This window comes from Streptomyces sp. NPDC001816 (assembly GCF_042892235.1).
GTDB lineage: Bacteria > Actinomycetota > Actinomycetes > Streptomycetales > Streptomycetaceae > Streptomyces.
The window spans coordinates 260222-272681 of record NZ_JBIATY010000015.1; the positions used below are offsets into that span (position 1 = coordinate 260222).

Here is a 12460-nt window from a genome sequence, read left to right on the forward strand (position 1 = left end):
ATAGACGGAACCTGACCATTCCGCCTTCACGCACATCAACCAGCGACCGGGGGAACGCCGTCGCTCACGGGGAGGGGTCGCATCGCCATGCCGCCATACCGGCCGAATGCACGCCACAAGTCGCAGGGAATCGTGAATTCCTGAGCGCACCTCAGGACCAGATCCCTGCTGCCTGCTCCTCGGCCGGCCTTCCGGCCCGCACCCCCGACTGAACGCAGAAAGGGATGCCTCCTTGCACCCCAGACCCTGGTTCCGCCTGCGCGGAACCCTAAAACCACGAAAACTGGCATCCGCCGTCACCTCGGTGGCCGCGCTCTCCGTGCTGGCCGGTCTGGCCGTCCAGCCCGGCTCGATCCGGCTGAACGCCGAGCCCGTGAGCGACTCGGACCCGTGGTACGAGGACACGGCCGCCGAGCAACTGCGGCAGGACCAGTGCCTGATGAGCGACGTCCTGCGACTGGGTGGCCCGTCGATGGCCGCAACCGCGCGGGACGGACTGAACCAGCCGGCGGACAAACTCCACGTCCTCGCCAACCGCAACCACTGGGAGCAGACGCCGCTGGCCGACGCCTACAAGAGCGACCGCGACGCCGCAGGCAAGCAGTTGGACGACCTCGCCGCCGCCCGGGACGGGTGGCAGAAGCCCCTGTCGGGCCTGAACACCCCGGTCGGCTTCACGGACGCGGACTTCCACTGGCCGCCCGGGTCGCCGGGCGACGGCAAACAGACCTTCTACGAGCAGACGGGTCTGTCCACCTGGGTCGCCGACCGGTTCTGGAAGAACGACGACGACTTCTACAAGGACTCCACCCCCAAGGCCGACGCCAAGACCGTCAAGGCCGTCGACGATCTCGGCAACCCGCTGTACGCACAGCACCCGGACCCGCAACAGCCCGACTGGAACCGGGCGCTCGACGAGCACAACGCCTTCGAGTGGATGCACGGCTTCAGCAACGCCAACATGGGCGCCGACGACGCCCGTATCTTCCTGTCCTCGGGTGGCTTCCCGCGCACCGCCCCGCAGCCGGGCACGCCGGAGTACCGCATCGCGGTCGAGGACCTGAAGACCCGCTTCGCCTCGTGTGCGTGGCGTGACCCGCTCGACCCGGACCGGGTTCTCGACGACGTCACGGCGACCGCGGCCGGCGAGTGGCAGCAGGAGATCTCCTCGCAGGCCACGCAACGCAACCAGATCGTCAACGCGAACAAGGACGCCACCGACGCCCTGGCCAAGGGTGCGAAGGCCCTCTCCGACATGCTGGGGCAGTCCTGGGTCGCCGACCACATCACCCGCTGGCAGGACTACTGGTCCGCCGGCGGCATCGGTTACATCGGTGACGCTCCGCTGGTCATCCAGGTGCCGGGCGCTGCCGGCAAGTGCCTCGACGTCCAGGGCGCCGGCAAGACCAACGGCACCCCGGTCCAGGTCTATACCTGCAACGGCGGCAATGGCCAGAAGTGGCAGCTGTGGGGCGCCTACGACGGCGGCTACACCCTGCGCAACATCAACTCGGGCAAGTGTCTGGAGGTGCTGAACGGCAACAACACCGACGGCACGAAGATCCAGATCCGGGACTGCGGCAACGCCAAGGCCCAGCAGTGGAAGTTCGACGTCCGCTCGGCGGGCGAGCTGCGCAACGCGGCCACCGGCAAGTGCCTGCACCTGCCGACGTTCGACAACAGCAAAGACGCCGTGCTGTCGACCTGCAACGGCTCCGCCGCGCAGAAGTTCCGCCTCGTCCCCGAGGGGCACACCGGCGACGACAGCACGAACTACCCGGACAAGGCCCAGTTCACCAAGGCCAAGTCCGGTCTCACGGCCGCCCAGAGCGCCGCGAAGAGCCAGCTGACCGTACTCAAGGCGCAGCTGGCGGCCGCGCAGAAGGCCGCGACCACGTCGGACACCGCCCTCCAGGCCGCCTATGGCATCGCCGACGCGGCCGGTGCGCCGCGGGGTCGTGGTCTGCTGGTCGGTCTGCAGAAGGCCCAGGTCACCAAGGGTGCGGCTGCCGCACTTCAGGCCCTGGAGAAGGCCGGTGAGACCGCCGAGGCCGCGACCCGTGCCGCGGCCGGGGACAGCGCGACGATCGCGCAGCGCGCCCTCGCCCAGGCCGCCCAGTCGAAGGCGGAGTTCCGCAAGAAGGCAGCCGAGGCAGCGGAGTTGCAGGCCAAGGCCGCGGCGGACGCGGCCAAGGTGCACCGGGACAACGCCAAGAAGGACAAGGAGACCGCGGAGGCCAAGCTCTCCGACGCGCTGAAGGCCGAGGGCGACGCGAAGGCGGCCGCCGCCGACGCGCACGCCAAGCGGCTCGCGGCGGAGGCCGAGGAGAAGACGGCCAAGGCGGAGAAGGAGAACGCCGCCGCCAGCCGGGCCGAGGCCGCCGAGCACCGCAAGAACGCCGAGTCCGAGGCGACGAAGGCGAAGGACGCCAAGGACAAGGCCGAGGCCGCCGAGAAGACCGCCGAGGACCGGCGCGACGACGCCGTCGCGGCCAAGGACCACGCCAAGGACATGCGCGACGACGCGTGGGACGCCGAGCAGAAGGCCGACGCCGCACGCGCCAAGGCCGATGCCAAGGACGCCTACGCCGACTCCCTGGACTCCGGGGACGCCGCCGACGCCGCTCGCGCCGCCGCCAACGAGGCGGACAAGCACGCCGACGACGCCGAGGCCGCGGCCGGCCGGGCCCGCTCCGAGGCCGACGCCGCGACCCAGGCGGCCGCCGACGCGGACGCCGCCGCCACCCGCGCCGAGGCGGCCGCCAAACGCGCCCGCTCCGACGCCGACGCCGCCCAGGCCGACAAGCTCAAGGCCGACGCCGCGGTGAAGACCGCGACCAGCGCCGTCGCCGACGCCATCAAGGCCTCCCAGGACGCCTCCGCCGAGGCCAAGACCGCGGTCAAGCTCGCCGACGAGGCCGAACAGCACGCCAAGGACGCCAAGACCCAGGCGGACGGGGCCAACGCGGAGGCCGGCAAGGCCCTCGCGGCCGCCGCGAAGGCCGCCGGCTACGCCCATGTCACCGCCCAGGCGGCCGTGGACGCAGGCGAAGCCGCCAAACAGGTCGCCAGCCCGGCCAACGACGCCATCCAGCTCGGCTCTGCCTACGTCGACACCGACTCCGCCGCCGGCCTCGTCGTCCTGACCGGGCAGAACTCCAAGACGATCGCCGAGCAGCAGCAGGCGGTCGCCGACGCGCACGCCAAGAACGCAGCCGCCGAGGCGGAAGCGGCCAAGAACCTCGCCGACCAGGCCAAGGGCGATGCGAAGGAGGCCTACCAGCACGCGGCCAACGCCGCCCAGTACGCGGCCGACGCCCGCACCTACTCCAAGGAAGCCCTCGGCTACGCGGCCGACGCGGCCAAGGCGGCATCCGCGGCCTCCGCGTCACTGGCCCGCACCATCGAGTACGACAAGCAGGCAGCGGACGACGCGGCAGCCGCCGACAAGGCGGCCGGCAACGCGGAGGGCTACGCCAAGGACGCCCGCGACTCGGCGGACGCGGCGGAACTCGACGCGGCCGCGGCCCGCTCGGCAGCCTCCCAGGCCGAACAGGACGCCAAGGACGCCCGCGCGGCGGCCACCCGCGCCGACGCAGCCGCCACCGAAGCCGAACAGGCCGCCAAGGACGCCGCCAAGTACGCCAAGGAGGCACAGGAGGCGGCGGACAGGGCGGAAAGGGCGGAGGCCAACAAGGAGGCGTCCAAGGGGTCCGGTACGGGCATTCCCGGTGTGTTCGCCGTCCCGGACGAGTCCACCGTGGAGATCGTCAGCTCCAAGCAGCACGGAACGTGCCCCGGGATGCCGGAAGCAGCCATCAAGGGCTGCGACGCCACGTACGACCTGGTCGTCACCTACAAGGCCGACTTCTACCTGTGCACGGATGAAAACGCGCAGGCCACCGCGGACGGCTGCCCGAAGTCGGCGTGGCAGTTCCTTCAGCGGACGACGCTGAAGAACGTCAAGATCGACAACTGGCAGCACCACTTCTCCGGCAAGGACATCGTCCGCGCCGGATGGCAGAGCCTCTTCGGTGACGTGGCCGGAACGATCCTGTTCTCCTTCTTCGCGGAAGACATGATGGACTGCTTCCACGGCAGCGCCAGCGGCTGTGCCTGGGCCTACGCGACCTACGTCCCGGTAGAGAACGCACTCGGCGACATCACCAAGGCGATCAAGGCGCTCAACACCTCCTTGCGGTCCGGCGTCGGAGTCGCCGACGCGCTGAAGGCGCTGCGCGCGCTGCCCATCGACGCGGAGGCGATGGCAGAGATCGAGCGAACGGCCCGGCTCTCCGAGGAGATGCGGACCGCCTGCGAAACCAACAGTTTCCCGGGCACCACCGAGGTGCTCATGGCGGACGGCTCACAACGGCCCATCAGCCAGGTGGGCGTGGGGGACCTCGTCGAGGCCATGGATCCGGCCACCGGCCAGTTGCGCACCCGGCAGGTCACCGACACCTTCAAGCACGAAACCCAGCGGCTGGTGGACATCACCGTTGCCGGCGGGGGGAAGCTGACCAGCACCGTCGGCCACAGGTTCTACGTGGTGCAGCGCGGATGGACGCTGGTTTCCGACCTGCACGTCGGTGACCGCCTGCGCACCCCGGACGGTTCCGTCCACCCGGTGACCGCCCTCCTCGACCGCCCGGGCCTGTCTCCGCGTACGGTTTACGACTTCACGGTCGGCGATCTGCACACCTTCTTCGTGCTCGCGGGCGCCACCCCGATCCTTGTTCACAACTGCAAGGTCGCCTTGGGGTGGCAGAGAGATGGGGCGCTCGACGCGTGGGCTCGGCTTCCCGAGAACAAGTTCACCACCTTCTCCATCGCGCGCCCGCAGGATTTCGCTGCGCTGGCGAGGAAGGCCATCTCCGACCCGGGCGTGGAGCTGCACGTCAACATGACGGGACTGGAACGGTACGGAGACTTCATGGACGCTGCCAAGCGCGGCCTGCTGGGCGGTGAGACCGGGGCAAAGGCCACGGACTACGAGATGTCCTTGATCGCGCAAGCCGTCGCCAATGGTCAGCGCACATGGAATTCGGTGAGGTTCTATTATCCGGCGGCCGATGGCACCATGCAGCTCAAAAAGATAGATATGCCGGATCTGTCGAAGTTGGGGAAACTTGATCCCGTAGACGGGGGCAAATTCCCGTACTGCTACTGCTGAGGAATCCGATGAATATGGATACCCACCGGAAAGACCTGTACCCGGACGTGACCGCTTCGGGTGGCCTTGGACCAGCCATACGAGAGGCAGCACAGCTGCGCGGATGCGACACCGGGCTGGGGCCGTGGGCCGTCGACGTCGTCAGCATCCAAACGGCGAGGGGTTACCTGTTGGTCGATCCTGCGCCCGAGGAACGTCTTTTCCGGTTGAGTGTCGGCATTCCCGGGTTCGAATGGGAGATCGGCTCCACGGGAGACCTCGGACTGCTTGTGGAAGCGGTCGCCGCATGGCGGGAAGGCATACCGCTCGACGAGCTGGCGGAGAGGTTCGGGTTCTTGGAGCTCGACGAATTCGCCAGGGCGCTCGAAAGTGGAGAGCCGACCTCTTCGCAGTGGTCCGACCTCCTGTCGTCCGAGTTCCACCGGCGACAATGGAACCTTCTGCGCCGCCTCCGTGCGGATGAGGTACTGCGGAACATGTTCCCGACGATCACGCACGGTGCGGTGCGCCTGCAGGTTGCTCCGTTGGACTCAACGAGCCGTCAGGTTCTGGTGGACGAGTCGGACGGTGAACGCTATGAGGTCATGCGCGTCGGGGTGCCCGGGGCCACCTGGACCGAGGTTCCGACCGGTGATCTGATCGCCTACCTGCGAGCTGCCTTGACCGAAGAGTGATCTCGGCAGATCGATGCGGGGGCGGGCGGACAGAGAATCCGCCCGCCCCTGCGGCGTGTCACGGGTCCAGTGCCCACGTGACGCACCCCACCCCGCACCCCCGTTCAAACTCCGTTAACAATGGACTGTGATCTCACCGGTCTCCTCGATGCCCCGGAGCGCCCACCGGCCCAAGCCGGAGGCGACTCCCTACGTCGACCTCACCCGTACCGAGTGGAGCGCGCTGCGCGACAAGACTCCGCTGCCGCTCACCGCCGAAGAGGTCGAGAAGGTCCGCGGCCTCGGCGACGTCATCGACCTCGACGAGGTGCGGGACATCTACCTCCCGCTCTCCCGGCTCCTCAACCTCTACGTCGGCGCCACGGACGGGCTCAGAAACGCCCTGAACACGTTCCTGGGCGAAGGGGGCTCCCAGTCCGGCACGCCCTTCGTGATAGGGATCGCCGGATCCGTGGCATGCGGCAAGTCGACCGTGGCCCGTCTGCTCCAGGCCCTGCTGTCCCGCTGGCCCGAGCACCCGCGCGTGGAGCGGGTCACGACCGACGGCTTCCTGCTGCCGACCAAGGAGCTGCAGGCCCGCGGACTGATGTCGCGGAAGGGGTTCCCCGAGTCGTACGACCGCCGGGCGCTGACCCGGTTCGTCGCCGACATCAAGGCGGGCAAGGACGAGGTCACCGCGCCCGTCTACTCCCACCTCATCTACGACATCGTCCCGGGCGAGAAGCTCGTCGTACGCCGGCCCGACATCCTGATCGTCGAGGGCCTGAACGTCCTGCAGCCCGCCCTCCCCGGCAAGGACGGCCGCACCCGCGTCGGCCTCGCCGACTACTTCGACTTCAGCGTGTACGTCGACGCGAGCGCCGACGACGTCGAGAGCTGGTACCTCAACCGCTTCAAGAAGCTGCGCCAGACGGCCTTCCAGGACCCGTCCTCGTACTTCCGCAAGTGGACCCAGGTCTCCGAGGAGGAGGCCCTCGACTACGCGCGCACCCAGTGGCGCACCATCAACAAGCCCAACCTGGTCGAGAACATCGCCCCGACCCGCGGCCGCGCCACCCTCGTCGTACGCAAGGGCCCGGACCACAAGGTCCAGCGGCTGCGCCTGCGCAAGCTGTGACCCGTTGTCCCTGCCGGCCCGGAAGTGGTTCCGGGCCGGCGGGGGAAAGCGGTAAGTGACCTAGCCGAGGGCCGACTTCACGGCATCGGCCAGCCGGCCGGCGACCGCGCGGGCCTGTTCGATGTCCGCCGCCTCGACCATCACGCGGACCAGCGGCTCCGTGCCCGAGGGACGCAGCAGCACCCGCCCGGTGGAGCCCAGCTCCCGCTCCGCCTCGGCGACGGCGGCTGCCAGGTCGGCGGACGTCTTCACGCGGGACCTGTCCACGTCCGGCACGTTGATGAGGACCTGTGGCAGCCGCTCCATGACGGCGGCCAGCTCCCGCAGCGTACGACCGGTCTGCGCCACCCGCGCCGCCAGCAGCAGCCCGGTCAGCGTGCCGTCACCGGTGGTCGCGTGGTCGAGGATGATCACGTGCCCGGACTGCTCACCGCCCAGGGCGTACCCGTGCTCCTTCATCTCCTCCAGCACGTACCGGTCGCCCACGGCGGTCTGCACCAGGCGGATCCCCGCCCGCTCCATCGCCAGCTTGAAGCCCAGGTTGGACATCACGGTCGCGACCACGGTGTCGGAGCGCAGCTCGGCGCGCTCCTGCAGCGCCAGCGCGAGCACGGCGAGGATCTGGTCGCCGTCCACCTCCTCGCCGGTGTGGTCCACGGCCAGGCAGCGGTCGGCGTCACCGTCGTGCGCGATGCCGAAGTCCGCGCCGTGCTCGCGCACCGCGGCCTTCAGCTTGTCCAGGTGGGTGGAGCCGCAGCCGTCGTTGATGTTGAGCCCGTCCGGCTCGGCGCCGATCGTGACGACCTGGGCGCCGGCCCGCGAGAACACCTCCGGCGAGACCCCCGCGGCCGCACCGTGCGCCTCGTCCAGGACGATCTTCAGGCCGTCGAGACGGTTCGGCAGCGCCGCCTGCAGATGGCCGATGTACTGCTCGAAGCCTTCGTCGTACGACCGCACGCGGCCGACCCCGGCACCAGTGGGCCGCTCCCAGGGCTCGCCGTGCCGGTGGGAGTCGTACACGGCCTCGATCCGGTCCTCGAGGTCGTCGGCGAGTTTGTGGCCGCCGCGGGCGAAGAACTTGATGCCGTTGTCCGGCATGGCGTTGTGGCTGGCGGAGAGCATCACGCCCAGGTCCGCGCCGAGCGCGCCGGTCAGGTACGCCACCGCCGGCGTCGGCAGGACGCCCACCGTCAGCACGTCGACGCCGGCGCTGGCCAGGCCCGCGACCACCGCGGCCTGCAGGAACTCTCCGGACGCACGCGGGTCCCGTCCGACCACCGCCGTCGGCCTGTGGCCCTCGAAGGTGCCCGCCTCGGCCAGCACATGCGCCGCCGCCACGGACAGGCCGAGCGCCATCTCGGCCGTCAGGTCCGCGTTGGCGACACCGCGCACGCCGTCCGTACCGAAGAGTCGTCCCACGTGTCCTCCAAGGGAAGCGTCATTGCTGCCGGGAATGATGGCAGACGGCTGAACATCCGATCACACCAGCCTTTGAGCGTCTTGTGTCGTTATACGCCCTTGGCCGGGATAAACGAACGCCCCGACGGCACATGTGGCGTGCCGCCGGGGCGTTCGGAGTACGAGCAGGCAGCTGCTGATTAGCGCTTGCTGTACTGCGGAGCCTTGCGGGCCTTCTTCAGACCGGCCTTCTTGCGCTCGACCGCACGGTCGTCGCGGCGGAGGAAGCCGGCCTTCTTGAGCGGGCCGCGGTTGTTGTCGACGTCGGCCTCGTTCAGCGCACGGGCGACACCGAGACGGAGCGCACCGGCCTGACCGGAGACACCGCCACCCGCGATGCGGGCGATGACGTCGTAGCGGCCCTCGAGCTCGAGCACCTTGAAGGGCTCGTTGACTTCCTGCTGGTGCACCTTGTTCGGGAAGTAGTCCTCGAGGGTGCGACCGTTGATCTTCCACTTGCCGGTGCCCGGAACGATCCGGACGCGGGCGATGGCGTTCTTGCGACGGCCCAGGCCGGCAGCCGGCTGGGGCTCACCGAAGCGCGAGGCGAGGGACTCGGAGGTGTACTCGCCCTCCACCGGAACCTCGGACTCGGTGGTGTAGCTGTCGATGTCAAGCTCTTCGAGCGGCTGCTCGGCAGTGGTCTCGGCCACGATTCTCCTCAGATTCTGTTCAGTCTTAGGGGGTGGCCGGACTTACTGCGCGACCTGGGTGATCTCGAACGGCACCGGCTGCTGGGCAGCGTGCGGGTGCTGCTCACCCTTGTAGACCTTCAGCTTCGACAGCATCTGACGGCCGAGGGTGTTCTTCGGGAGCATGCCCTTGACGGCCTTCTCGATGGCCTTCTCGGGGTTCTTGTCGAGCAGCTCGTCGTAACGGACGGAGCGCAGACCACCCGGGTAGCCGGAGTGGCGGTACGCCATCTTCTGGGTCCGCTTGTTGCCGGACAGGTGCACCTTGTCGGCGTTGATGATGATGACGAAGTCACCGGTGTCGACGTGGGGCGCGTAGATCGGCTTGTGCTTGCCCCGCAGGATGGAGGCGGCGGTGCTGGCGAGACGACCCAGGACAACGTCCTGAGCGTCGATGACGTGCCACTGGCGCGTCACATCGCCGGGCTTGGGGCTGTACGTACGCACGGTTCGTAGCCTTCGCTTCGAGTGAATGGTCCTGAACAGGTCACCGAAACGATCACGACAGCCTGGACCGCACCACGGTGACGCAAACCGCGTGCTGATCGCTGGTCATCGGCCCGGTGGACCGGTGTAAGGGCCCGTCCCGTGAGAATGAGCAAGCCAATACACAACGAAGAGGCAGAATACCTGGGCGCCCCCGGCAGGGTCAAAACGAGGCTCTTCCCCCTCATGTCGACGGACAAACAAGGCATGCCGACCGAGGCACTCCAGCACCCCCCGCCCCCCGTCTAAGATGCGCCCCATGAGTTACGGGCAGGGGGGACCCCAGTCTCAGTGGGATCCCTGGAAACCTAATTCCCAGCAGCCGTGGAGCAGCGGGGGCGACGACGGGACTCCGGACTGGGCCGCGCTGGCGGAGGCCTCGGAGACCCGGAACAAGCGTCGCAGGCTGCTGTTCATCGGCGGCGGCGCGCTCGCCACGATCGCGGTCGGCACCGCCGTCGCGATGGCCGTCGTGTCCGCGAACGGCGACAACAAGGCCTCGGGCAACCCCACCAACCTGCCCGCCAGCGCCTCGCTGCCGAGCGGCACGGCCACGGCACCGTCCTTCGCCCCCACCAGCGCCCCGCCGCCGCTGGACCCGAAGGACTTCATATCCAGCGCGAAGAAGGACACCGCGCCGCTGAGCCCCGAGACGCTGTTCCCGGGCACCCAGCTGACCATGGGCAGCGCGGTGTACAAGAAGGGCGCCACCGCGGACACCAAGAACTGTGCCTCCGCCGCCGACGCGACCCTGCCCAAGATCCTCACCGCGAACGGCTGCACCCGCCTGATCCGCGCCACCTACACCAAGGACGGCATCGCGGTCACCGTCGGCGTCGCCGTCTTCGACACCGCGGCTCAGACCGCGAAGGCCAAGTCCCAGACCGACGACAAGAGCATTGTGCGCTCGCTGTCCGGCAAGGGCGTCAAGTCCTTCTGCGACGGCGCGATCTGCTTCTCGACCCGCAACGCCGTCGGCCGCTACGGCTACTTCACGATCACCGGCTTCACGAACGGCAAGAACGTCACCAAGAAGGACACCAAGGCCTTCGCGGTCAGCGACGACCTGCAGGAGTTCACCTTCCGCCAGATCTGGCGCCGCGGTGAGGCCCAGGCCTCGGCCGCAGCGAACCAGTAGGTCTCAGCAGCGCAGGTCTCAGCAGCACCCCGCCGACGGAAGCGAGCGCTTGTTCCGGGCCTCCTTGTTCCGGGCCGCCAGCAGCTCGTCGGCGGGGTAACCGACCTCCTCCAGGGTCAGCCCGTGCGGTCGTACGACGTGCACGGCGGAGTCGCGCACCTGCGCGGCCAGCACCTTCCCGGGCCACTCGGGGCCCCGGTGGCCGTCGCCGACGAACAGCAGCGCGCCGATCAGCGAGCGCACCATGTTGTGGCAGAACGCGTCGGCCCGCACGGTCGCGGTGATGATCCCGTCCGCACCCCGCGCAAGGCTCAGCTCCTGGAGCGTACGGATCGTCGTCGCACCCTCCCGCTTCTTGCAGTACGCGGCGAAGTCGTGCTCGCCGAGCAGCGCCCGCGCGGCCTCGTTCATGGCCTCGACGTCGAGCGGCCAGTCGTGCCACAGGACGTGGTTGCGCAGGAGCGGGTCGACGCCTCCGGGGTTGTCCGTCACCCGGTATGCATAACGCCGCCAGACGGCCGAGAAACGGGCGTTGAAGCCGCTGGGCGCCTCCCTGAGGGCCCACACCCGCACATCCTTGGACAGGCGCCCGGCGAGCCGCTTGAGCAGCTTCTCGTGGTGCTCGCGCCACACCCCCTCGGGCAGGTCCACGTGCGCCACCTGGCCGCGCGCGTGCACCCCGGCGTCGGTACGTCCCGCGACGGTCAGCTCGTACGTCTCCCGCGACCGCGTCACCGTGCGCAGTGCGTCCTCGATCTCGCCCTGTACGGTCCGCCGGCCACCGGCCTGCTTGGCCCACCCGGAGAAGTCGGTGCCGTCGTAGGACAGGTCGAGGCGGACACGGACGTACCCGGGCTGTACTTCGTCACTCACGCGGGAATCCTCTCAGGACACATCCCTTTCAAAAAAACGCGAAAGCGGGCCCGCCCCGAAGGGCGAACCCGCTTCCAGCGTCAGGCAGAGCCTCAGGCGTCCTTCGACTCCTCGGCCGGAGCCTCGGTCTCCTCGACCTGGGTCTCCTTGGCCTCCTCGGCCTCCTTGACCGCACGCTTGGTGGCGGCCTCGGCCTCACCGGTCGCCTGCTGGGCAACCGTCAGCGCCTCGACCAGCTCGATGACAGCCATGGGCGCGTTGTCGCCACGGCGGTTACCGATCTTGGTGATGCGGGTGTAGCCACCGGGACGGTTCTCGTACCGCGGGCCGATCTCGGTGAAGAGCGTGTGGACGACGCTCTTGTCCGTGATGACCTGGAGCACCTGACGGCGGTTGTGAAGGTCGCCCTTCTTCGCCTTGGTGACCAGACGCTCGGCGTACGGACGCAGCTTGCGCGCCTTCGCCTCGGTGGTGGTGATACGACCGTGCTCGAACAGCGACTTCGCGAGGTTCGCGAGGAGCAGCTTCTCGTGCGCGGCACTGCCGCCCAGACGGGCACCCTTGGTGGGCCTCGGCATTGTTCTTCTCCTGTGTGTCTGCCCCGGCCGTGTCAGGTACCGGGGTCAGTATCCGAGCAGACGGTTGTCTGTCGGAGATCCGGGGGTCTCGGTGAGACCCCCGGAGGAGGAACCGATCAGTACTGCTCGGTCTCCACGAAACCCGCGTCCGCGTCGTCGTCGGCGCCGAAGGCGTCGGCAGCGGCGGTCGGGTCGAATCCGGGCGGGCTGTCCTTGAGGGCCAGGCCCATGCCGGCCAGCTTCGCCTTGACCTCGTCGATGGACTTCGCAC

At 69.0% G+C, this 12460-nt stretch carries 9 protein-coding genes and 1 pseudogene; 4 read left to right on the forward strand and 6 right to left on the reverse strand.

The window, feature by feature from the left end; all coding sequences use genetic code 11:
* The first annotated feature begins 304 nt into the window (after positions 1–304).
* The 3 genes from ACFYZZ_RS39305 (at position 305) to coaA (ending at position 6964) form a co-directional block, all read left to right on the forward strand.
* The gene (locus ACFYZZ_RS39305) at positions 305–5173 is read left to right on the forward strand and encodes an RICIN domain-containing protein (protein ID WP_389186993.1); all 4869 of its coding nucleotides are present in this window, start codon (positions 305–307) and stop codon (positions 5171–5173) included.
* A gap of 14 nt (positions 5174–5187) precedes the next feature.
* A complete protein-coding gene (locus ACFYZZ_RS39310) occupies positions 5188–5847 on the forward strand; it encodes a hypothetical protein (RefSeq protein WP_389186995.1) in 660 nt (219 codons plus the stop codon).
* A gap of 148 nt (positions 5848–5995) precedes the next feature.
* Positions 5996–6964 carry a type I pantothenate kinase gene (gene coaA, locus ACFYZZ_RS39315; RefSeq protein WP_386578490.1) on the forward strand — a complete coding sequence of 323 codons (969 nt, stop codon included), beginning with the start codon at positions 5996–5998 and terminating at the stop codon, positions 6962–6964.
* 60 nt (positions 6965–7024) lie between these two features.
* On the opposite strand, the gene glmM is transcribed toward coaA, so the two are convergent.
* The 3 genes from glmM to rplM form a co-directional block, all read right to left on the reverse strand.
* The gene (glmM, locus tag ACFYZZ_RS39320) at positions 7025–8383 is read right to left on the reverse strand and encodes a phosphoglucosamine mutase (protein WP_389186998.1); all 1359 of its coding nucleotides are present in this window, start codon (positions 8381–8383) and stop codon (positions 7025–7027) included.
* A 179-nt stretch (positions 8384–8562) separates the two neighbouring features.
* On the reverse strand, positions 8563–9075 hold the full coding sequence (gene rpsI, locus ACFYZZ_RS39325) for a 30S ribosomal protein S9 (protein ID WP_003998795.1): 513 nt from the start codon (positions 9073–9075) through the stop codon (positions 8563–8565).
* A gap of 42 nt (positions 9076–9117) precedes the next feature.
* A complete protein-coding gene (rplM, locus tag ACFYZZ_RS39330; RefSeq protein WP_389187001.1) occupies positions 9118–9561 on the reverse strand; it encodes a 50S ribosomal protein L13 in 444 nt (147 codons plus the stop codon).
* 298 nt (positions 9562–9859) lie between these two features.
* Between rplM and ACFYZZ_RS39335 the strand changes: the two genes are divergently transcribed.
* Positions 9860–10738: a hypothetical protein gene (locus ACFYZZ_RS39335; RefSeq protein WP_389187003.1), complete on the forward strand. Its 879-nt coding sequence runs from the start codon at positions 9860–9862 to the stop codon at positions 10736–10738.
* A gap of 18 nt (positions 10739–10756) precedes the next feature.
* Here ACFYZZ_RS39335 and truA read toward each other — a convergent pair whose 3' ends face one another.
* From truA to ACFYZZ_RS39350, 3 genes and pseudogenes are all read right to left on the reverse strand, one after another.
* The gene (gene truA / locus ACFYZZ_RS39340) at positions 10757–11611 is read right to left on the reverse strand and encodes a tRNA pseudouridine(38-40) synthase TruA (RefSeq protein ID WP_389187006.1); all 855 of its coding nucleotides are present in this window, start codon (positions 11609–11611) and stop codon (positions 10757–10759) included.
* 92 nt (positions 11612–11703) lie between these two features.
* Complete coding sequence (rplQ, locus tag ACFYZZ_RS39345) at positions 11704–12189, reverse strand: 50S ribosomal protein L17 (protein WP_389187009.1); 486 nt, start codon at positions 12187–12189, stop codon at positions 11704–11706.
* Between the two features lie 116 nt (positions 12190–12305).
* A pseudogene (locus tag ACFYZZ_RS39350) lies at positions 12306–12460 on the reverse strand (DNA-directed RNA polymerase subunit alpha); the annotation flags it as partial.